The sequence below is a fragment of the Agrobacterium sp. A3-95 genome (genome assembly GCF_053521785.1).
Window position 1 is genome coordinate 451935 of sequence record NZ_JBNWDR010000001.1, and the last position, 21059, is coordinate 472993.

At 59.9% G+C, this 21059-nt stretch carries 24 protein-coding genes; 19 read left to right on the top strand and 5 right to left on the bottom strand.

The genetic code is table 11. The annotated features are described in order from the left end of the window. Nucleotides 1–14: 14 nt before the first annotated feature. Nucleotides 15–878, bottom strand: a complete 864-nt coding sequence (gene coxB / locus ACQZ5Y_RS02320) for a cytochrome c oxidase subunit II (RefSeq protein WP_019564187.1) — start codon at nucleotides 876–878, stop codon at nucleotides 15–17. 441 nt (nucleotides 879–1319) lie between these two features. Here coxB and ACQZ5Y_RS02325 point away from each other — a divergent pair, with 441 nt between their 5' ends. From ACQZ5Y_RS02325 to ACQZ5Y_RS02340, 4 genes are all read left to right on the top strand, one after another. Beyond that, entirely contained in the window at nucleotides 1320–1844 is a 525-nt protein-coding gene (locus ACQZ5Y_RS02325; protein ID WP_003511775.1) for an invasion associated locus B family protein, read from the top strand. A gap of 79 nt (nucleotides 1845–1923) precedes the next feature. Continuing rightward, the gene (gene tldD / locus ACQZ5Y_RS02330) at nucleotides 1924–3339 is read left to right on the top strand and encodes a metalloprotease TldD (protein ID WP_003511774.1); all 1416 of its coding nucleotides are present in this window, start codon (nucleotides 1924–1926) and stop codon (nucleotides 3337–3339) included. Nucleotides 3340–3614: 275 nt separating this feature from the next. After that, nucleotides 3615–4052 carry a bleomycin resistance protein gene (locus tag ACQZ5Y_RS02335; RefSeq protein WP_003511773.1) on the top strand — a complete coding sequence of 146 codons (438 nt, stop codon included), beginning with the start codon at nucleotides 3615–3617 and terminating at the stop codon, nucleotides 4050–4052. Nucleotides 4053–4058: 6 nt separating this feature from the next. Next, nucleotides 4059–4733 carry an HAD family hydrolase gene (locus tag ACQZ5Y_RS02340; protein WP_003511772.1) on the top strand — a complete coding sequence of 225 codons (675 nt, stop codon included), beginning with the start codon at nucleotides 4059–4061 and terminating at the stop codon, nucleotides 4731–4733. A 267-nt stretch (nucleotides 4734–5000) separates the two neighbouring features. Here ACQZ5Y_RS02340 and ACQZ5Y_RS02345 read toward each other — a convergent pair whose 3' ends face one another. After that, entirely contained in the window at nucleotides 5001–5306 is a 306-nt protein-coding gene (locus ACQZ5Y_RS02345) for a pyrophosphohydrolase domain-containing protein (RefSeq protein ID WP_174049222.1), read from the bottom strand. A gap of 150 nt (nucleotides 5307–5456) precedes the next feature. Here ACQZ5Y_RS02345 and ACQZ5Y_RS02350 point away from each other — a divergent pair, with 150 nt between their 5' ends. Then, nucleotides 5457–6236, top strand: a complete 780-nt coding sequence (locus tag ACQZ5Y_RS02350; protein ID WP_162736256.1) for a TSUP family transporter — start codon at nucleotides 5457–5459, stop codon at nucleotides 6234–6236. Between the two features lie 31 nt (nucleotides 6237–6267). Here ACQZ5Y_RS02350 and pdxH read toward each other — a convergent pair whose 3' ends face one another. Further along, the gene (gene pdxH, locus ACQZ5Y_RS02355) at nucleotides 6268–6888 is read right to left on the bottom strand and encodes a pyridoxamine 5'-phosphate oxidase (RefSeq protein WP_003511768.1); all 621 of its coding nucleotides are present in this window, start codon (nucleotides 6886–6888) and stop codon (nucleotides 6268–6270) included. A 56-nt stretch (nucleotides 6889–6944) separates the two neighbouring features. Here pdxH and ACQZ5Y_RS02360 point away from each other — a divergent pair, with 56 nt between their 5' ends. The 4 genes from ACQZ5Y_RS02360 (at nucleotide 6945) to ACQZ5Y_RS02375 (ending at nucleotide 10291) form a co-directional block, all read left to right on the top strand. Further along, nucleotides 6945–7394, top strand: coding sequence for an RT0821/Lpp0805 family surface protein (locus ACQZ5Y_RS02360; protein WP_003511767.1), 450 nt, complete (start codon nucleotides 6945–6947; stop codon nucleotides 7392–7394). Between the two features lie 212 nt (nucleotides 7395–7606). Continuing rightward, nucleotides 7607–8716: a DnaJ C-terminal domain-containing protein gene (locus tag ACQZ5Y_RS02365; RefSeq protein WP_025592658.1), complete on the top strand. Its 1110-nt coding sequence runs from the start codon at nucleotides 7607–7609 to the stop codon at nucleotides 8714–8716. 131 nt (nucleotides 8717–8847) lie between these two features. Continuing rightward, nucleotides 8848–9666: an enoyl-ACP reductase FabI gene (gene fabI / locus ACQZ5Y_RS02370; protein WP_003511762.1), complete on the top strand. Its 819-nt coding sequence runs from the start codon at nucleotides 8848–8850 to the stop codon at nucleotides 9664–9666. A 31-nt stretch (nucleotides 9667–9697) separates the two neighbouring features. Next, nucleotides 9698–10291 carry a histidine phosphatase family protein gene (locus tag ACQZ5Y_RS02375; RefSeq protein ID WP_003511761.1) on the top strand — a complete coding sequence of 198 codons (594 nt, stop codon included), beginning with the start codon at nucleotides 9698–9700 and terminating at the stop codon, nucleotides 10289–10291. A 197-nt stretch (nucleotides 10292–10488) separates the two neighbouring features. Here the strand turns inward: ACQZ5Y_RS02375 and ACQZ5Y_RS02380 are convergent, their stop codons facing one another. Beyond that, entirely contained in the window at nucleotides 10489–10749 is a 261-nt protein-coding gene (locus tag ACQZ5Y_RS02380) for a DUF1344 domain-containing protein (RefSeq protein ID WP_003511760.1), read from the bottom strand. A gap of 40 nt (nucleotides 10750–10789) precedes the next feature. On the opposite strand from ACQZ5Y_RS02380, the gene ACQZ5Y_RS02385 reads away from it, so the two are divergent. The 3 genes from ACQZ5Y_RS02385 (at nucleotide 10790) to ribB (ending at nucleotide 13413) form a co-directional block, all read left to right on the top strand. Beyond that, the gene (locus ACQZ5Y_RS02385; protein WP_174049221.1) at nucleotides 10790–11065 is read left to right on the top strand and encodes a hypothetical protein; all 276 of its coding nucleotides are present in this window, start codon (nucleotides 10790–10792) and stop codon (nucleotides 11063–11065) included. Nucleotides 11066–11202: 137 nt separating this feature from the next. Beyond that, nucleotides 11203–12300, top strand: coding sequence for a chorismate synthase (gene aroC, locus ACQZ5Y_RS02390; RefSeq protein ID WP_003511758.1), 1098 nt, complete (start codon nucleotides 11203–11205; stop codon nucleotides 12298–12300). Between the two features lie 12 nt (nucleotides 12301–12312). Next, nucleotides 12313–13413: a 3,4-dihydroxy-2-butanone-4-phosphate synthase gene (ribB, locus tag ACQZ5Y_RS02395; RefSeq protein WP_003511757.1), complete on the top strand. Its 1101-nt coding sequence runs from the start codon at nucleotides 12313–12315 to the stop codon at nucleotides 13411–13413. A 168-nt stretch (nucleotides 13414–13581) separates the two neighbouring features. On the opposite strand, the gene ACQZ5Y_RS02400 is transcribed toward ribB, so the two are convergent. Continuing rightward, nucleotides 13582–14775, bottom strand: a complete 1194-nt coding sequence (locus ACQZ5Y_RS02400) for a winged helix-turn-helix domain-containing protein (RefSeq protein ID WP_035197937.1) — start codon at nucleotides 14773–14775, stop codon at nucleotides 13582–13584. Nucleotides 14776–14890: 115 nt separating this feature from the next. Here ACQZ5Y_RS02400 and ACQZ5Y_RS02405 point away from each other — a divergent pair, with 115 nt between their 5' ends. The 7 genes from ACQZ5Y_RS02405 to dxs all read left to right on the top strand — a co-directional run bounded on the left by ACQZ5Y_RS02405 (nucleotide 14891) and on the right by dxs (nucleotide 21031). Further along, nucleotides 14891–15571 (top strand): energy-coupling factor ABC transporter ATP-binding protein, encoded by a 681-nt coding sequence (locus tag ACQZ5Y_RS02405; RefSeq protein WP_013635602.1) that lies wholly within the window; start codon nucleotides 14891–14893, stop codon nucleotides 15569–15571. Next, a complete protein-coding gene (locus tag ACQZ5Y_RS02410) occupies nucleotides 15568–16173 on the top strand; it encodes a CbiQ family ECF transporter T component (RefSeq protein WP_065688063.1) in 606 nt (201 codons plus the stop codon). The genes ACQZ5Y_RS02405 and ACQZ5Y_RS02410 overlap by 4 nt, the downstream gene beginning before the upstream one ends. Before the next feature lie 31 nt (nucleotides 16174–16204). Further along, nucleotides 16205–16768 (top strand): biotin transporter BioY, encoded by a 564-nt coding sequence (locus tag ACQZ5Y_RS02415; protein ID WP_141193579.1) that lies wholly within the window; start codon nucleotides 16205–16207, stop codon nucleotides 16766–16768. A 26-nt stretch (nucleotides 16769–16794) separates the two neighbouring features. Next, a complete protein-coding gene (locus ACQZ5Y_RS02420; RefSeq protein WP_174049220.1) occupies nucleotides 16795–17730 on the top strand; it encodes a histone deacetylase family protein in 936 nt (311 codons plus the stop codon). A 2-nt stretch (nucleotides 17731–17732) separates the two neighbouring features. Further along, complete coding sequence (locus tag ACQZ5Y_RS02425) at nucleotides 17733–17987, top strand: exodeoxyribonuclease VII small subunit (protein WP_003503059.1); 255 nt, start codon at nucleotides 17733–17735, stop codon at nucleotides 17985–17987. A 102-nt stretch (nucleotides 17988–18089) separates the two neighbouring features. Then, the gene (locus ACQZ5Y_RS02430) at nucleotides 18090–19013 is read left to right on the top strand and encodes a pirin family protein (RefSeq protein ID WP_003511747.1); all 924 of its coding nucleotides are present in this window, start codon (nucleotides 18090–18092) and stop codon (nucleotides 19011–19013) included. A 98-nt stretch (nucleotides 19014–19111) separates the two neighbouring features. Beyond that, entirely contained in the window at nucleotides 19112–21031 is a 1920-nt protein-coding gene (dxs, locus tag ACQZ5Y_RS02435; RefSeq protein WP_003511745.1) for a 1-deoxy-D-xylulose-5-phosphate synthase, read from the top strand. The last annotated feature ends 28 nt before the right edge of the window (nucleotides 21032–21059 follow it).

Below are 21059 nucleotides of genomic sequence, written 5' to 3' on the forward strand. Positions count from 1 at the left end.
CGTCACTCCAGGTCTCAGTTGGTTTCGTTGGCGGCAACGTCGACCGTGCGCGGAGCGCCATCGACGGAGGCCATCAGTGCCCGGTTCGCGCCGTTCAGATCTGAAGCGGCGGCGGCGTGCCAGGCATTGTACTGTTGTTCGGAAACCACCCGAATGGCGATCGGCATGAAGGCGTGGTCCTTGCCGCAAAGCTCGGAACACTGGCCGTAATAAAGGCCTTCCTTCTCCGGCTTGAACCAAGTTTCGTTGAGGCGGCCCGGAACGGCGTCGATCTTAACACCGAAAGCGGGCATGGCGAAGGCGTGGATGACATCCGTAGGCGCCGCCGTCACCAGAAGGCGAACGGTCTTGCCGACCGGAACGACCATTTCATTGTCTACCGCGAGAAGACGCGGGTAGCGGGCCTTGTCCTCCTTGCCTGCAGCTGCACGATCCTGCTCCTTCAGCAGATAGCTGTCGAAGGCGAGCGGCTCGGCGCCCTCGGCAGCCTTGTATTCGTAGTTCCAGAGCCATTGCGTGGCGGTAGCCTTGAGCGTCAGATCAGGGTTTTCCGGCTGCGTCAGCTGCGCGTTCAGAAGATTGAACGACGGGAAAGCGAGGAACAGGAGAATGAGAACCGGCGCAAGTGTCCACACCACTTCGATCGCGGTGTTGTGGCTGGTCTTGGACGGAACCGGATTCTTCGCTGCACGGAATTTCAAGGCGACGATAATGAGCAGCGCAAGAACGAAAAGCGTAACCGGAACAATGAACCAGAGCGTATATTGTTCAAACCAGCGTATTTCGTGCATGATCGGCGTGGCGGCCTCCTGCATGCCCATTTGCCAATGCACCGGCTGATCGGCGTGGGCGCCGACAGCCGTGAGCAGACAGGTCATCCCCGCCAATGCTGCGTAAATCCTATTCGTCACGGTACCCTCTCCCTCACGCGTCTGATCTTGATCAATTACAGACGCAGAATCCATGCTTATGGTACTAACTTCAAACCACAGTTTGTCCTCTGCCGCAATATGCGTAAGGACACGGATGTCAGCCAATTTCACCATTGTTCGTCGCAGCCGAGTTTCCCATGTCCCGTATCCCGCAAGATATTTCAGGTGCGCTTGGCAATGGTCAAAATCCGGCGCAGCCCGTGCTGGCAGCGCTTTTGCAGCAGGCTTGAGCCACCAGGCACCGGCTGCCGCACGGTCAAATCAGGCGCCTGCACCTGTCGACAGGTCCTATTTCCGCCCAACTCGGCTGGAATTGAGGTACCAAGGCTTTTTTTTCCGGATTATGGCGTCAAAATAGCCGCACTGATTCGAATCCCAGAGGTATCCATGCGTCTTTCCCCGCTCGCGCGCACTTTTCTTGCCGCCGCCGGTCTTGCCATCATCGCTCCCGCCGCAGCGGCGCTGGCGCAACAGCAGCCGCCCGGAACGCCGAAGTCGACGCATGGAGCATGGTCGGTGATCTGCGACAAGCCGGCAGGCGCATCCGAAGATCAATGCGCCCTGATGCAGAACGTGATTGCCGACGACCGCCCGGAAGTGGGGCTTTCGGTGGTGGTCCTGAAAACCGCGGACCGCAAGTCGCGCATCCTGCGTATCCTCGCACCGCTTGGCGTGCTTCTGAAGGACGGCATGGAGCTTTATATCGACAACAACAATATTGGCCGCGCCTATTTCACCCGCTGCTTCTCCGAAGGCTGCTATGTCGAGGTCGATATTGACGACGAGCTACTGAAGGTTCTGCGCGCCGGCAAGAACGCGGTTTTCGCGCTGCGTGAATCCGTCGATCAGGATCGTGTCGGTATTCCGATCGAGCTCACCGGCTTTGCCGAAGGCTACGACGCGCTTCCCTGAAGCCTCGTGTAAAGAGACAGCCTTGCGTCTGTCGGCTCCAGTGCCTAAATCGAAGGAACGATAAAGACTGGAGCCTTCAATGACCAACGACCTTGTAAATCTCTTCGATTGCGACGAGACGCAGTTGCGCAAGCTGGTCGCGGAAGCACTCACCGGCGCAGACGATGGCGAGTTGTTCATCGAACATGCGCAGGCCGAATCGCTGACCTTCGATAACGGTCGCCTGAAGGGCGGCTCCTTCAATACCGACCAGGGTTTTGGCCTGCGCGCCGTTGCCGGCGAGACCGTTGGCTACGCCCATGCGGGCGAGCTGTCGCAGGCTGCGCTGAAGCGAGCGTCGGATGCTGTCGGCGCCGTGACCAGAGGTTATTCCGGTTCCTATGCCGCAGCCCCACAACGCACTAACAAAAAGCTCTACGGCGACGAAAACCCGATCGGCAGCCCGAGCTTCGAGGAGAAGGTGAAACTTCTCACCGATATCGATGCCTATTTGCGCGACAAAGACGCGAATGTCCGACAGGTGACGGCGACGATTTCCGCAAGCTGGCAGGTAGTGGATATTCTACGCGCCGATGGCCATCGCGTCAGCGATGTCAGGCCCATGACCCGTATCAATATTTCCGTGGTCGCAGGTGAAGGCGACAGGCAGGAAAGCGGCTCCTACGGCATTGGCGGCCGCGTCGGCTTTGGCGATTTCATTACCACGGAGAACTGGCAGCGCGGTGCGGACGAGGCGCTGCGCCAGGCGCTCGTCAACCTGACCGCCGTCGATGCGCCGGCCGGCACCATGGATGTGGTTCTCGGCTCCGGCTGGCCCGGCGTCATGCTGCATGAGGCTGTGGGCCATGGCCTCGAAGGCGATTTCAACCGCAAGAAAACCTCGGCCTTTGCCGGCCTGATGGGCGAGATGGTGGCAGCCCCGGGTGTTACTGTGGTGGATGACGGCACCATCGACAGCCGCCGTGGTTCGCTCACCGTCGACGACGAGGGAACACCGTCGGCCTATAATGTGCTGATCGAGAACGGCAGGCTGGTGGGATACATGCAGGACCGCCAGAACGCCCGGCTGATGGGTGCGAAGGCGACAGGCAATGGCCGCCGGCAGGGTTATGCCTATGTGCCGATGCCGCGCATGACCAACACCTATATGCTGTCAGGCGACAAGACGCCCGAGGAGATCATCTCCTCCGTCAAGAAGGGCATCTATGCCGTTTCCTTCGGTGGCGGTCAGGTGGATATCACATCAGGCAAGTTCGTGTTCGGCTGCACCGAGGCTTATCTCATCGAGAACGGCAAGATCGGCGCGCCGGTGAAGGGTGCAATGCTGATCGGCAACGGGCCGGACGCAATGAAGCGCGTCTCGATGATCGGCAACGATTCGAAACTGGACACCGGCATCGGCAATTGCGGCAAGGCCGGGCAATGGGTGCCGGTTGGCGTCGGCCAGCCGCATCTGCGCATGGACCAGATCACCGTCGGCGGCACGAAGGCGTAGTTCCGGCCTCGAGCCGGAATCCGGCCTACCCGCGTCCGCTTGGCGAGATGAGCCGTTTCAGCCCAAGGACTTGGGCTGACTAGGTGCCAGATCATGTCCGGCATGAGGTGAGAAAAGTTGTGACAGGCCGAAAAGTTGAACCTGCTTCAGCCCACAACTCCGCACATGGCTGCCATGATGAGGATTCCTCTGGCAAGTCACCCGGAAGACGATAATATCGCCCCATTACCGCAGGCCACGCCTCCCATAGCCGGGCCTGCGCGGCAAAGGAGACCATGACCATCATACGAAATGCCCTCGTCCCGGAACTAGCCGTCAGCGACTGGCAGAAAAGCCGCGCTTTTTATTGCGACCTGATCGGTTTTCATGTGGTTTATGAGCGCGCCGAAGAGGGCTTTGCCTATCTGGCGCTGGGTGATGCGCAGCTGATGATCGACCAGATCGGTGCGACCCGGACCTTCGTGGCGGAAAATGCAGCGCTTGAATTTCCGCTGGGCCGCGGCATGAATCTGCAACTTGCCGTTCCTTCCCTGCTGCCCATCCTCGCGCGGCTTGAGCGGGCCTCGATCGATCTTGTCCTGCCGTCAGAGGAAAAATGGTACAGGCGCGGCACAGTCGAGGTCGGTAACCGGCAATTCATCGTTGCCGATCCGGACGGTTACCTGCTCCGCCCGTTCGAAAGCCTCGGCGAACGCCCCTTCCGGTTCGGTTGAGCCGCCATGCTGCCTTTTCTCCCGCATGCAGTCGTTTTCGACATGGATGGATTGCTGATCGAAAGCGAGACGCTTTATCGCGATTCCTTTCTGGCCGCGTCAGATGAGGGCGGTCACGGAATGCGGGTCGAGACCTATCAGAAGGTCTGCGGCAGCCCGTGGGATGTCATTACCGGCACCATTTTCGCCGATTATGGCGCGGATTTTCCGATCGACAGCTTCCGTGACGCCTGGCTCCGGCATCTTGCCGTGATGATGGCGGAAGGCGTGGCGCTGAAACCCGGCGTCGTCGAAATCCTCGATCTTCTCGACAGGCTCGATATACGCCGCGCCATCGCCACCTCCTCGCGGCACGATTCCGTCACGCGTCATCTCGGCCCCTATGACCTGCTCAAACGTTTCGATACCATCGTCGCCCGCGGCGACTATTCGGAGCCGAAGCCGTCGCCCATGCCATATCTTACTGCCGCAAAACGTCTCGGCATCGATCCGGGCCGTTGCCTGGCGCTGGAGGATTCCTGGCACGGCGTGCGCTCCGCCTCATCGGCGGGCATGATGACGATCATGGTGCCGGATGTCGCGCCGCCGACCGAGGAAATGCGGGAAAAATGCATTGCCGTTTCAACCGACCTTCATGCGGTTGCCGGCCTCCTGCAACAGGCGCCGTTATCAGAGGCATGAAGGCGCGTCACATGCCTTTAGCCATTGGTCTTTATGGAGCCTCACATATAGGCTGGCAGGCCGATCCTGCTCGAATTCAATTGTCGGCACATCCACAAACGGAGCGGCGATGATATCGCTCGCTCTTTGCGCATTTCAGATTACCCTGCGGCAGGTCATGACACCGGTGGCCGCCATTCTCGCAGCTCTGCTCTCTATCGTTTCGCTCTCATAATCGCGGCAGCGACAGAGCCGCAGCGCTAGGGTCGCGTCCCTCCCCGCAAACTGTCAAACCGATGGTGTAAAACGCCACTTGCGCTCTATCGATGCTTCGATGTCGAGGCCGCTATAATGGGCGAGCAGCAACACGTGGCCCAAGAGATCGGCGGTTTCGTCGGCAAGATCGAGTTTCATCTCCTCTTCGCTTCTGTCTTTGCTGCGCCCACGCCCCGTCATCCGGTTCCAGGCCTGCGTGACCTCACCAACCTCCTCCCGAAGCTTCAGCATATACCAGTCGGGATCGCGGATGATCCCATTTTCCTCGGCGTATTTCTGTGAGGCAGCTTCAAACTGGCGCATCAAGACAGCAAGCATTTGTTCATCCTTTGTTCTTGAGATACAACTCTGATCACGATTCTCCGGCGGCGTCGATTCGAAAGCGTATCGTGCGATAATCAGCTGAAATTTCCGCGACAGGTGCCTGCATGCGGGATAAAGAGGTATTCGAAACCCATGCAGTCACCCATGCCTCTCCTCGATTTTTTCTCGGCTCTCATCATCGCGCATAGTCCGACGCTGCTCGCCATGTTTGCGGGCGCCGCCTTTCTCGCCGGACTTGCCCGCGGCTTTTCCGGCTTTGGTGCGGCCCTCATCTTCATTCCGCTGGCAAGCGCCATTGTCGGCCCGCGCATCGCCTCGGTGGTTCTTCTTGTGGTGGACGGCGTTTTGACGCTCGGCATGATACCGCCGGCCTGGCGCATGGCCGACCGGCGTGAAGTCTTCACCATGGCAGCCGGTGCGCTTGTCGGCGTCCCGCTTGGAACGCTGCTGCTTTCCGGTGGGGATCCGCTCACCCTGCGCTGGATCATTTCCATCGTGGTTGTCGTGCTGCTGTTATTTCTCGTTTCCGGCTGGCGTTACAGCGGCCGGCCGAAAACACCGCTCACCCTGTTCACCGGGCTTGTTGCCGGGCTGTTTTCGGGTGCGGCGCAACTGGGCGGTCCACCCATCGTCGCCTATTGGCTTGGCGGCGCCCTCAAGGGCGCTTTCGTGCGCGCGAATGTCATTCTCTATTTCGCGATTTCGACCGTGATCTCGGCCACCAGCTATTTTTTTGGTGGCCTGTTCACCGCTGACGTCTTTGTTTTTTTCCTGCTGGCCCTGCCGTTTTACGGGGCGGGTCTTTATGCCGGTGCGCGGCTGCACGGGCTTGCCGACGAGGCGGCGTTCAGGCGCATCTGCTACGGCCTGATCGCCATTTCCGCCGTCATCGGCCTGCCGCTATTTGATTCGCTGCTGAAATAGGCAGGCAAGGACGGCCTGCCTCCTGCAGCTTTCAAGGATACATGCGGACCTTGGACCACGGTTCATCCGGCGTCTCGCGGCGGAATTCGACACGGTCGTGCAGGCGGAACTTGCGGTCGTGCCAGAACTCGATGCTGACCGGGCGAATGCGGAAACCGGACCAGTAGGAGGGGCGCGGAATATCGCCGATCGCATATTTCGCGGTGTATTCGGCAACCGCCTTTTCCAGCGCAAACCGGCCTTCCAGCGGCCGCGACTGCTTGGACGCCCAGGCGCCGATGCGGCTTCCGCGCGGACGCGAGGCGTAATAGCTATCCGCTTCCGCGTCGGTAACAATCTCCACCTCACCGCGCAGACGCACCTGCCGGCGCAGGCTTTTCCAGTGGAAACACATGGCTGCTTTTTTCTGGCCCAGGATCTCGCGCCCCTTCTGGCTTTCGAAATTCGTATAGAAAACGAAGCCACGATCGTCGACGTCCTTCAGCAGCACCATGCGCACATTCGGCAGGCCGTTTTCATCGACGGTTGCGAGTGCTACCGCGTTCGGATCGTTGATTTCGGAGGCCGTCGCGTCCTTCAGCCATTCGGCAAAAAGCGTGAACGGTTCATTTTCTTCAGTGAAGTCACTGGATGTTAACCCCGTTTCCGACATATTGACTAAAATGCTCCCGAGCTGATTTGGACCCCAGAGATGATCTCTGGCGAAAGATGGTGACCGTCATAGCAAAGTCGAACAGTCGAACAAAGGGCCTCCTTTCATCGATAGCGGAAGTTTCCGCCATCGTGTCAATGCTTGTGGTGCTGAGCGGATGCGTCAGCCTTGACCTGTTCGGCGGCGACAAGGTCGATCGCTCGCTCTCCACCGCCTCTGTTCCCAACCAGCCCAATAATAACCCGCAGACCGACGACGCGACCATCCGCAATGCGGTCACATCGGCGGATCTCACCAAACTCGCGGAACAGCCCCTGCCCTGGGCCAATGCCGCAACCGGCAGCGCTGGTGTCGTCACCACCATTCACGAAGACAAGTCCAGCGGTTTCGTCTGCCGCGATTTCAAGACGACACGCCACTCTTTCGAAGGTGTGGCGAGTTATGCCGGACAGGCCTGCCTGTCGGAAACCGGCGAATGGTTACTCACCCGCTTCGAACAGAAATAAACTGTTTACCCTGGCGCGCGGAATTAATCCGGCCGCATGGCGGCGCGCATTCCCCGTAAACAACTGCTTAGCAACTTATTGCCACAGTCGACGTTGTTTGAACCGAGGGCATGCATGCGAATGATCGCAGGCATCCCTTTTCGGAGGGGTTTGTTTCAGGATTGCGCCATGAGCGGCTGCACGTGCCTGAGCCAACGTAATTGGTGTTTCGCATGCGCGATCCGTATTCTATCCTCGGCTTAAAACGTGACGCCCGTCACGAAGACATCAAGGCTGCCTGGCGCACGAAGGCAAAAACCGTCCATCCGGACGCCAATCGCGATGACCCTGACGCGTCGGCGCGATTCGCCGAGGTCGGGCAGGCCTACGATCTTCTGAAAGACCCCAAAAAGCGCGATCTTTACGACCAGGCCCGCAAGGCGGCCGAGAAAAAGCAGCGCGGCGAAACAATCATGCAGCAGCGGGAGGCGGCGCGCGAGGCCGCCGAGCGCGCCAGGGCCGCTGAGAAGCTGATGGAGGAACTGGCCCGTGCGGATGCCCGCAACAGGGCGCAAACCGGCCAGAAAGCCGATGCAAAACCTGAAACGGCCGAAGATATCGTCGAGCGGATTTTCGGCGCAGACGCGCAGAACGACCCCAAGGTGCAGCAGGCAGCCGAAGCGGCGAAAGCCGCAGCCACGGGCGTTAAAGGCGATGCGCCCGGTGCTGGCGAAACCACGCAGACGTCTGCAAGCGAAACCGCAGCCGCTTCGCTCGCCGCCAACCTCTTCAGCGCTCTCGTGCGCCGCTTCCGCCCCCCGCAGACGCCGCCGGAAAAGGCACCTGACATCACGGCGGAAGCCACCGTTACGGTCACCGAACTTCTGGAGCGCAAATGGATCACCGTATCCCTTGCCGACGAACGCGAGGTTCGCTTCCAGCTTGAACCCGGCATGACGGACGGTCATGTGGTGCGGCTAAAGGGCCAAGGGCTGAAGCTGCCGAACATTGCGCGCGGCGATCTGGCCGTCACGTTGCTGGCGGCACGCGACGACGCCTTTTCCCTTCGCGGCTTCGATATTCATACGACCCTGCCAATCTCTCTCAGTGACGCGGTTCTGGGTTGCGAGACGAGTATCCGGACGCCGCTTGGCGAGGAAACCGTCACCATTCCTGCCTGGTCCGGCTCCGATCGCGAGCTGCGGCTTGCCGAAAAGGGGCTTGCGGACGGCAAGGGTGGATATGGCGATCTCGTCATCGAATTGCGCATCATCCTGCTCGAAAAGCCGGACGAGAAGGTGACTGACCTCATGCGCCACATGCGCGAAGGCCTTTATTTGTAAAAGTTTTGCGAATAGGCGGGACAACGCACCCTTTGTTACGTTCCCTAACAGTAGATGATCCTCGGCAATCTTGAACAGGATTGCAGCCTATGCCATAGGCAGGATCAATCGAAAGTATCAGGGAGCATACAATGGCTCAGGCATCCGGCCTTATGGCTGGCAAACGCGGCATCATCTTGGGTGTCGCCAATAATCGTTCAATCGCTTGGGGCATTGCCAAGGCTTGCGCGGACGCGGGCGCGGAAATCGCGCTCACCTGGCAGGGCGACGCGCTGAAGAAGCGTGTTGAACCGCTGGCGCAGGAACTGGGCGCCTTCATGGCCGGCCACTGTGACGTGACCGACCTCGAGACGATCGATGCGGTTTTTGCCGGGCTGGAAAAGCATTGGGGCAAGATCGATTTCGTCGTGCACGCCATCGCCTTTTCCGACAAGGACGAGCTGACCGGCCGTTATCTCGACACCAGCCGCGACAACTTCAACCGCACCATGGACATTTCCGTCTTCTCGCTGGCCGCCGTTGCTAAGCGGGCAGAGCCGATCATGAATGATGGCGGTTCGATCATCACTCTCACCTATTACGGTGCCGAGAAGGTCATGCCGAACTACAACGTCATGGGCGTGGCCAAGGCTGCACTCGAGGCCAGCGTGCGTTATCTCGCGGTAGACCTCGGCAGTCGCGGCATCCGCGTCAACGCGGTTTCCGCTGGCCCGATCAAGACGCTTGCGGCTTCCGGTATCGGCGATTTCCGTTACATTCTGAAATGGAACGAATACAACGCGCCGCTGAAGCGCACCGTTTCCATCGAAGAAGTCGGCAAGTCGGCGCTTTACCTGCTGTCCGACCTTTCGACGGCTGTCACCGGCGAAATCCACCACGTGGATTCCGGTTATCACACCATCGGCATGAAGGCCGTTGACGCGCCGGATATCTCGGTGGTCAAGGACTGAGCCGACCGAACTTTGAAACAGGGGTATCGCCTTGCTCGTCTATGTGATCCGGCACGGACAAACGGACTGGAATGCGATACGCCGGCTTCAGGGCCAGAAAGATATTCCGCTCAATGATTTCGGCCGCGCGCAAGCGGTCGGCAACGGCAAGGTTCTGGCGCAAATTCTCGGCGACTCCGCGCGTGATTTCGATTACGTGGCAAGCCCGCTCGGGCGCACGCGCGAGACCATGGAGCTGATGCGCGGGGCGATGGGGCTCGATCCCCACGCATACCGTACCGATGACCGCCTCGTCGAAGTTTCCTTCGGCGACTGGGAAGGCCAGACCCTGCCGGAACTGAAAAAAGAATTTCCCGACCGGGTGAAAGCGCGCAAGGCCAACAAGTGGGACTTCATTCCCCCAGGTCAGCATGCCGAAAGCTATGAAATCCTGTCCTGGCGTATTGGCGCATGGCTTTCCTCAGTCGAGGTGCCGACGGTATGTGTCTGCCACGGCGGCGTGATCCGCTCGATCTTCCGCCTGGTTTCCGGCATGGACAAGGATGAAGCCTCTACGACGCAGATCCCGCAGGACCGGATTTTGAAGGTCGAGATCGACAGGAACAGTGCTGAGTGGATTTCGTGAGGGTACCGATCCTGCTCCGTCATTCCGACCTCGAGCCGGAACCCGGCCAACCCAAATCTTTGGGCTGAAAAAAATCCCGCCACGCAGACGCTCGTCGGCTGGATGTCGGATCAAGTCCGGCATAATGGAAGTTCTGGAGCTTCCCGACCGGGACTAAAGAGGTCCGCCTCGACGACAGACAGAGCCGAAACCGCAGTTTACTGCACGACCTCGAGATCATCGACCACGCGTTTTCCGTCCACTTCCGTGTAGAAAACAACGACCTTCACGCCTGCCTTCAGGCCTTCGAAATTGAACTCTTCCGGCACACGGTAATTCTTGCCGTCATTCAAGGTAATGGTCAGCGCATTCACGTCGATCTTGCTGATCGTTCCCTCGACATCGACGCTCTGGGCGTAGCTGTTGATAGGCATAAGCAAGTTGGCGGTGGCCAGAAGGGCGGCAATCATCATACGCATCGATCTAGCTTTCGTGAATTTGCGTGAAAACCTTACATGCATGAAGAATTGCCTTTCGAATGTGGCGGAAATTGCCCGCAACCATGACATTTTCGGCCCAATTGATGAACGGATTTTGGATCGCGTTCAAGTCGTTAGTGATTTTTACACCGCATTTCCCGGCAATATTGGAAAACCGCGAAACAGCGTGGAAAACACCAGCACCTTTACACTTTTGTCATCTGGAAAACCCTGCGCCGTTTCCGCCGAATCATTCATCCGGCCAGTCGTCAGCCATCGTCACGCCTGTCGTTTTCCGGGCTGCTCGGCGTCGTGAACGCTGCGTCACCGTCTTATCGGACTTGCGATGAAAGAAAGGCTTTTGCCTTGGTCCGATTTTCTACTATGACAAATCCGCTTGTTTTAAACGGCCCCTGTCCGCAGGCGCGCCCTCGTTTTCCGGTCTAGAGAAATATGTCGCATAACAGCTTCGGTCATCTTTTTCGCGTTACCACCTGGGGCGAAAGCCATGGGCCCGCTTTGGGCTGTGTGGTGGACGGCTGCCCGCCCGGTATTCGCTTCACGCTTGCCGAAGTGCAGCACTGGATGGACAAGCGCAAGCCCGGCCAAAGCCGCTTCGTTACCCAGCGCCGTGAAGATGACATCGTCAAAGTCCTGTCCGGCGTGATGCTGGATGAGGACGGCGAGACGATGATAACCACCGGCACGCCGATCTCCATGCTGATCGAAAATACCGACCAGCGTTCCAAGGATTACGGCGAGATTGCCCGCAGCTTCCGCCCCGGCCATGCCGACTTCACCTATGACCTGAAATACGGCATTCGCGATTATCGCGGCGGCGGACGCTCTTCCGCCCGCGAGACGGCGGCGCGTGTTGCCGCAGGCGCAATCGCCCGCAAGGTGGTACCGAGCCTCAACGTGCGCGGTGCGCTGGTGCAGATCGGCAAACACAAGATCAACCGTGACAATTGGGATTGGGACCAGGTCGATCAGAACCCATTCTTCTGCCCCGATCCGGCGATGGTGCCGGTGTGGGAAGAATATCTTGACGGCATCCGCAAGGCGGGATCGTCGATCGGCGCGGTCGTCGAAGTCGTGGCGGAAGGTGTTCCGGCCGGCATCGGCGCGCCGATCTACGCCAAGCTCGATCAGGATATTGCCTCCAGCCTGATGTCGATCAACGCCGTCAAGGGCGTGGAGATTGGCGAGGGATTTGCCTCGGCTGAGCTTTCCGGCGAGGAGAATGCCGACGAGATGCGCATGGGCAATGACGGCAAACCGATTTTCCTGTCGAACCATGCCGGCGGCATTCTGGGGGGCATCGCGACTGGCGAGCCCGTCATCGCCCGCTTCGCCATCAAGCCCACCTCCTCCATCCTGACGGAGCGCCAGTCCATCGACACCGACGGCCGCAATGTGGATGTGCGCACCAAGGGCCGCCACGACCCCTGCGTCGGCATCCGCGCCGTGCCGATCGGCGAGGCGATGGTGGCCTGCACCGTTGCCGACCATTATTTGAGAGATCGTGGCCAGACCGGCCGGTTGAAGTGAGGTAAATCCGAAATGGCCTATGATCAGAAACGTGTCGTCGACGCTATCCGCGCTTTCGAAGCAGGCGAGATCGTTGTCGTGACCGACGACGACGACCGTGAAAACGAAGGCGATCTGATTATTTCGGCGGTTCATTGCACGCCGGAAAAAATGGCGCTGATCGTGCGCCACACATCCGGCATCGTTTGCGCGCCCATGCCGCGTGACGAGGCAAAGAGGCTGAACCTCAACGCCATGGTGGCGGAAAACGACAGCGCCCACACGACCGCCTTCACCGTCAGCGTCGATTTCAAGCATGGCACGACGACCGGTATTTCCGCGGATGACCGCACCTTGACAGTGCGCAACCTCGCCAACCCGAATGTCGGCGCGTCGGATTTCACCCGGCCAGGCCATATCTTCCCGCTGATTTCCCGCGAAGGCGGCGTGCTGATGCGTTCCGGCCATACCGAAGCGGCCGTCGATCTCTGCCGGCTCGCCGGCCTGCCGCCCATCGGCGTCATCAGCGAGCTGGTCAATGACGATGGCACCGTGATGCGCGGTCCGCAGGTTCTGGATTTCGCCGAAAAACACGGCATGAAGCATGTTTCGGTCGCCGATCTGATCGCCTATCGCCAGCGCAAGGAAACGCTGGTGGAGATGGAATCCTCCTTCACCATCCAAACCCCGTTCGGACCGGCCAAGGCGCATACCTACTCCCTGCCATGGGACCGGATGCAGCATATGGCGGTGATTTTCGGCGATATCCGCGATGGCGTCGATATTCCCGTCCGCCTGCACCCTGAAAACGTTGCTGACGACGTGTTCGGCGACCGCCAGCCGGTGCAGCACTATATGCAGAAGATCGCCGAAGAAGGCCGCGGCGTCATCGTCTATCTGCGCGAAGGTTCTGTCGGCGTCGGCCAGGTGGACGGACGGCGCAAGGCGCGTGATCCCGACGAAGCGCACGCACAGGCCCGTTCCCGCGAAAATGAGTGGCTGGAGATCGGCCTCGGCGCGCAGATTCTCAAAGACCTCGGCATCAGCTCGATCAAGCTGATGACGACCCGCGAGCGCCACTATGTCGGGCTGGAAGGCTTCGGGATCAAGATTTCGGCAACGGATATCGGGTGATTTAGGGACGTCGCGAGGGCGCTTCGATTTGGCGTCCTCTCCGCCCGTCCGGCGTCATCCTCGGTCTTGTGCCGAGGATCTGCAGACGCATCCTATACATTTTCCGTTGCAGATGCTCGGGACAGGCCCGAGCATGACGGAAGAGGCAGTCGCCGGCTCAAGGCGCAATTACACATCCCGCCACCCCTCCAGATAATTCACACTCTCCACCCCCGTAAACTTCGCAAGCCGCGACAATTCCGCGTCTAGTTTCTCGAGCCTTCCTGCTGAGGCGCGCACGCCCGGTTCCAGCCACAGGCGGCGCACATCCAGCGTGCTGCGCTTGCGGTCTGCCTTCATGTCGATACGGCCGATCAGCCGGTCGCCTTCCAGAAGCGGGAAGACGTAATAGCCATATTGCCGTTTCGGCTCGGGTACGAAGACCTCGATACGGTAATAGAAGCCAAACAGCCGCTCCGTGCGGTTGCGGTCGCGCAACAGCGGATCGAAGGGGCTCAGCACACGGACGCGGGACGACGGCTCCGGCAGGTTGGCGACATCGGCGCTGAAATCCGCAAAAGCATAGGACGGACGGGCAGCACCGCCATCGCTCGCGAGAAGCGAGACCTCGCACAGTTCGTCACGGTGGCTCTTGACCCAGTCCCTCGCCTCCTGCGGGGTAACGAGATCAAAAAAGGCGGCGATTTCGCCATGGGTGGCAAAACCCAGCCGGGTGAGCGCCTGCCGGCAGGCCCAGTCGACAAATTGCGTATGCTCCACTTCGCTTTCGTGGTGCTCGCCGGGAATGACCCGCTCCGCCAGATCATAGACCTTCTGAAAATTCACGCGGCCGGATATGGCAAGCTTGCCGGTGTGCCACAGATATTCGAGTGCGGTCTTGGAAGGATGCCAGTTCCACCAGCCGCCGGACTGATGCCCCTCCTCCTTCAACTCACGCGCCAGAACCGGACCCGTGGCGGCGATGCGCTCCAGCGTCTCGGCGAAAGCCGCATCAAACCCCTCACCATGCCATTTGCGCCAGCGCTCCTGAATGATCGGCTCGCGGCGGCGGAAGCGGTGCTTCCAATAGGGGTAAAATTCGGTCGGCACGATGGAGGCATCATGCGTCCAGTGCTCGAACAGCGCGCGGTCCTTTTCCAGCAGTGCTGTCAGATGTTCGCGCCTGTAGGTCTGGTTTCGGGAGAATATTATCTGGTGATGGGCGCGCTCCACCGTGCCGATACTGTCCACCTGCACGAAACCGATATCGGTAATGAGCTGCAGCAGGCCATCCTTGGAAAGCGCCTTTCCGGGCGGAGAGCAAAGCCCCTGCCGCGCCAGAAAAATCCGCCTTGCCGCTTCGTTTGAAACCTTGATCGTCATGAAGCAGAAGGTATGACGGCTTTTTCAGGATTGCAATGTTCTTTTTTTGTTCTTTGTTTCACTTCTGTTGATGACACGATATAGAACCGGAAAGCGATAGAGGGATGCATCAATTTTGGAAATCCGTTTCGACACCGCAGGCGTCGCCTTCGAGGGCAGGCAGGCTTTACAGCCCGTGTCCCTGACATTGACTGAACGGCGTATCGGCGTGATCGGCCTCAACGGCTCGGGCAAGACCACCTTTGCGCGGCTGATCAATGGTCTGACAAAGCCGACGCGCGGCAAGGTGTCGGTGAACGGTCTCGACACCGTCAAAGATGCGAGAGCGGTATTACAGGCAGTCGGTTTCATCTTCCAGAATCCGCAGAACCAGATCATCCTGCCGATCATACGCGACGATGTCGCCTTCGGCCTCAAGCGACTCGGTATCGGCAAGACGGAGACAGAAACGCGGGTCAAGGCCGTGCTTGCCCGGCTCGGTATCGCTCATCTGGAAGAACGGCGCGCGCACGAGCTTTCCGGCGGCGAATTGCAGCTGGCGGCGCTGGCCGCCCTGCTCGTCACTGAACCGCAAATCCTCATTCTCGATGAACCGACCAATCAACTCGACCTCAAAAACCGCGCGATCGTTGAAAAGACAATGGCTGCGTTGTCGCAGGCGCTTGTCGTCATCACCCACGATCTGCCGCTGCTTTCCGGCTTCGATCGCGTACTGGTTTTTCACGAAGGCGAGCTTGTTGCAGACGCCAACCCCGAAGAGGCGGTGGCACGTTATCTGGAGGTTGCGTCGCGATGAAGTCCCTTCATGTCGAAGGCACGGGCTGGCTCTACCGCGTCTCTCCACGCCTCAAGCTCGTGACGCTGATGGTTTTCAGCATTGCGCTATTTCTCACCCGCGATCTGCTTTTGCTGGGATGCGCCGTCGTCGTGGCCGCCGCCATTGTGCGCGAGACGCGGCTGCAATTCCGCGAGATCGGCCTGCGGCTACGCCCGGTGATGCTGACCATTCTCCTCGTTGCCGCCTTCAGCTATCTGCTGCTTCCGGTAAACGATGCGAGTGTCAATCTTTTGCGGCTGACTGCACTGGCGCTCCTCGCCACCGCCGTCACCATCACCGTCAGCATTTCGCAATTCATGGACGAAATCGCGCTTGCCGCCGCCCCGCTGGAAAGGCTGGGGCTGGTCAAGGCGGCCGATATCGGGCTCGCGGTCGGGCTCGTCGTGCGGTTCGTGCCTGAGATCGTCAATCGTTACCATGCCGTGCGCGATGCGCACCGGGCGCGCGGCCTCCCCGTTCGGCTGGCCACGATCATCGTGCCGCTCGTCATTATGACGTTGAAGGATGCGGATGCCATTGCCGACGCCATTGACGCGCGCGGTTTCAGAGGCCAAAGCTGACGGCAAAACAACCATCCGGAGTTCCCGAGCCATGACGACCCGCGACCTTGTGCTGATCTCGCTGTTTTCCGCCATCATCATCGCACTCGGACTTTTGCCGCCGATCACGCTTGGTTTCATTCCGGTGCCCATCACCGCGCAGTCGCTTGGCGTCATGCTGGCCGGTGTCGTGCTGGGGGCGAAACGCGGCACGCTCGCGGTTCTTCTAACTATCCTCATCGCCGCAATCGGCCTGCCAGTCCTCTCAGGCGGACGCGGCGGCCTTTCCATCTTCACCACGCCGACCACGGGCTTCCTGATCGGCTGGATTGCTGCCGCTTTCGTCACCGGCATGCTCTCGGAAAAACTCGTCAATCGCGGCCAGTCGGCTCTGACGCAGGGTATCGGTTTCTTCATCGCAAGCCTCGTCGGCGGCGTGGTCGTGCTTTATGCCTTCGGCATCTCCTATCTCGCGCTGGTGGTCGGGCTCGGGTTTGAAAAGGCGTTCATGGGTTCGCTCGCCTTCATTCCCGGCGATGCGTTGAAGGCCGTGCTTGCCGCACTTGCCGGCCGCGCTGTGATGGTCGGCTATCCGCTTTTGCCGCAGCGCGCTTGATCAGCTTATTTCGGGAGGATTAGAGAATGGCGACCCGTCTTTACGAACATCCGATCTTCCTTGAACACATCACGCCGGAAGGCCATCCCGAGCGGCCGGATCGGCTGCGATCTCTGAACATTGCGCTCGAACATCCGAATTTCGAGCGACTGGTCCGCAAGCAAGCACCGCAGGCCAACGAAGATGCCGTGCTTCTGGCGCATCCGGAGGAGCATATGCTGTCCGTCATGCGCCAGATTCCCGAGGAAGATGGCGAGATCAACCGCGTCGAGGCCGACACCTATGTCTCGCCGAAAAGCCTGCAGGCGGCGCTGACCGGCATAGGCGCTGCGATGGTGGCGGTAGATGACGTGTTTACGGGTGCCGCCGACAACGTCTTCGTTGCGTCCCGCCCGCCCGGCCACCATGCGGAAACCGCAAAGGCCATGGGGTTCTGTCTCTTCAACAATGCAGCAATCGCCGCACGTCACGCCCAGAAGGTGCACGGCGCAGAGCGCGTCGCCATCATCGACTGGGACGTGCATCACGGCAACGGTACGCAGGATATCTTCTGGAACGACACGTCAGTGCTGTTCTGTTCCACCCACCAGATGCCGCTTTACCCGTGGAGCGGCGATAAAAACGAAACCGGCGTGAAGAACAATGTCGTCAACGCGCCACTTTCCCCCAATACCGGCAGCGAGTATTTTCGCGAGGCGTTCAAATCCCGCGTCCTGCCGGCGATTGCCGATTTTTCGCCCGATCTCATCATCATCTCCGCCGGTTTCGACGCGCATCACCGCGATCCGCTTGCGCAGATCAATCTGGTGGGCGAGGATTTCGACTGGGCGACGGGGCGGCTGCTGGAAATGGCGGACAAATACGCCTCGAACCGGGTCGTCAGCCTGCTTGAAGGCGGTTATGATCTGGAAGGGCTGGCGGAATCGGCGGCCATGCATATTTTGAGAATGATGAAGGGTTGAAAATGACGGAAAATGCCAACACAGCCGATGTCAGCGGTTATTCCTTCGAAAAGGCCGTCGCCGAGCTGGAAAGCATTGTCGCACGCCTGGAGCGCGGAGACGTGGCGCTGGACGAGTCGATCGCCATCTACGAGCGCGGCGAAGCCCTGAAAAAACATTGCGAGACGCTGTTGAACGCCGCCGAAAAGCGTATCGAGAAGATCCGTCTCGACCGCGCCGGAAAACCGCAGGGCGTGGAGCCGCTGGACGGGGAATAAACACGTCCTGTTGAACGGGGGCGACACAGCGTTCAACATTACGGCGCTCCCACGTCGTATCGTTCGTGGTAAGCTTGCGTGTAACGATACGAGGAGCTTCGGATGTCCTTCTTTCCCGGCAACGATCCTGTCGCGGGTGATGCTTTCGCCTGCGACGCCATCGAAAACCTCATCATTCCGCGCACCAGCGATATTGGCGGCTTCGCCGTGCGGCGGGCGCTGCCGACGCGGCAGCGGCGGCTGGTCGGCCCCTTCATCTTTTTCGACCGCATGGGTCCGGCCATCCTGAAGGCGGGCGAGGCGCTGGATGTCAAGCCGCATCCGCATATCGGGCTTTCCACCGTTACCTATCTGTTTGACGGCGAAATCAAGCATCGCGACAGCCTTGGCACCGAACTGGTCATCCGGCCCGGCGACATCAACCTGATGACGGCGGGGCGCGGAATCGTGCATTCGGAGCGCACGCCGGAAAACCTGCGCGGCCATCCGCTTTCCATGTCCGGCCTGCAGACCTGGCTTGCCCTCCCCGATCATATGGAGGAAATCGCTCCGGCTTTTTCCCATACCGCCCGGGAAGACATGCCTCTGATCGATATCAAGGGCGCATCCGGCCGGGTCGTTATCGGTGATTTCGAAGGCCTCACTTCCCCCGTTTCGGCTTTTACCGACACGCTTTACGTTGACCTGACGCTGGAACCGGGTGTGAAATTCCCGTTCTCCGCCGACCATGAGGAACGGGCGATCTACATTCTTTCCGGCTCTCTGGATGTCGCGGGTGACGTTTTTGCCGCCGACCAGTTGCTCGTCTTCCGGCCCGGCGACGACATCACATTGCAGAGCGGCAGCGGCGGCTGTCACATCATGATCTTCGGCGGTGCGGCACTCAACCAGCGCCGTTACATCTGGTGGAACTTCGTTTCGTCATCAAAAGAACGCATAGAGCAGGCCAAACAGGAGTGGAGAACCGGACGCTTCGATATCGTTCCCGGCGACGAAGAAGAGTTTGTCCCTTTGCCGGAGGGTTGAAATTCTATAGAAGTGAACGACATGCAGGGCTCAACTACTGGCTTTCCATATGAAAGACGCACTGGTGCCCGCCGCTGACACGAGAAAAGGCCGAACGATTGACCGGAATGCCACAGACCCCATTGCTTGACCGGGTGAATTTTCCATCCGATCTCAAGGAGATCGACGATCGCGACCTGCCGGAACTGGCAAGGGAGTTGCGCGACGAGATGATCGACGCGGTGTCGAGCACCGGCGGGCATCTGGGTGCCGGTCTGGGCGTGGTGGAGCTGACGATTGCCATCCATAAGGTGTTCAACACGCCGGAAGATCGGTTGATCTTCGATGTCGGCCACCAATGTTATCCGCACAAGATCCTGACCGGCCGTCGCGAGCGCATCCGCACGCTGCGCCAGGAAGGCGGGCTTTCCGGTTTCACGCGTCGGGCCGAGAGCGAATATGACGATTTCGGCGCCGGCCATTCCTCCACCTCCATTTCCGCCGGTCTCGGCATGGCGGTGGCTGCGGGGCTGGATCAGAGCGACCGCAAGGTTATCGCCGTCATCGGTGATGGCTCCATGTCTGCGGGCATGGCGTTTGAGGCGCTCAACAATGCCGGTGCGCTCGACGCGCGGCTGATAGTCATCCTCAACGACAACGACATGTCGATTGCGCCGCCGACGGGCGCGATGAGCGCTTATCTCGCGCGGCTGGCCTCCGGCCGCACCTATATGGGCTTTCGCGATTTCGGCAAGAAACTCACCGCCTATCTCGGCAAGACCATCGACCGCGCCATTACCCGCGCCGTGACCCATGCGCGCGGTTACGTAACCGGCGGCACGCTGTTCGAGGAGCTTGGCTTCTATCACATCGGCCCGATCGACGGTCATTCCTTCGATCACCTGCTGCCGGTGCTGCGCAATGTGCGCGACAACCAGAAAGGCCCTGTTCTCATCCATGTGGTGACGCAGAAGGGCAAGGGTTATGCGCCAGCAGAAGCGGCAGCGGACAAATATCACGGCGTCAACAAGTTCGATGTCATTACCGGCGCACAGGCGAAAGCCAAGCCGAATGCGCCAAGCTATACCAGCGTGTTTGCCGAAGCGCTTATCCAGGAAGCGACCCTCGACGACAAGATCATCGGCGTCACCGCCGCCATGCCTAATGGTACCGGGCTGGACAAGATGGCCGAGCTTTTCCCGGCCCGCACCTTCGATGTCGGCATTGCCGAGCAGCACGCCGTCACCTTCGCGGCGGGGCTTGCGGCTGACGGTTACAAGCCGTTCTGCGCGCTTTATTCCACCTTCCTGCAACGCGGTTACGACCAGCTGGTGCATGATGTGGCGATCCAGAGCTTGCCCGTGCGCTTCCCCATCGACCGCGCCGGTTTCGTCGGCGCAGACGGACCGACCCACGCCGGCTCTTTCGACACCACATTCCTTGCCACCTTGCCCGGCATGGTGGTTATGGCGGCGTCCGACGAGGCCGAGCTGAAACATATGGTTCGCACAGCCGCAGCTTATGATGAAGGCCCGATTTCCTTCCGTTATCCGCGCGGCGAAGGCGTGGGCGTCGAGATGCCCGCGCGCGGTGAGATTTTGCAGATCGGCAAGGGCCGCATCATCAAGGAAGGCACCAAGGTCGCACTCCTTTCCTTCGGTACACGCCTTGCCGAATGCCTGGCGGCGGCCGAGGACCTCGATGCGGCCGGACTTTCCACCACGGTTGCCGATGCGCGCTTCGCCAAGCCGCTCGACCTCGACCTCATCCGCCAGCTTGCCGCTCATCACGAGGTTCTGGTGACGATCGAGGAAGGCTCTGTCGGCGGTTTCGGTGCACATGTGCTGCATTTCATGGCAAGCGCAGGCTTGCTCGACCATGGCCCGAAGGTTCGGACCCTGACGCTGCCCGACCATTGGGTGGAGCAGGCCAAGCCCGAGACCATGTATGCCAATGCCGGCCTCGACCGCGCCGGCATCGTTTCAACCGTGTTCAATGCGCTCGGCCAGCGTCAGGCCGGCGTCGGTTTCGCCGGCTGACAGCATTAACGGGACAGAAGGCGGGACG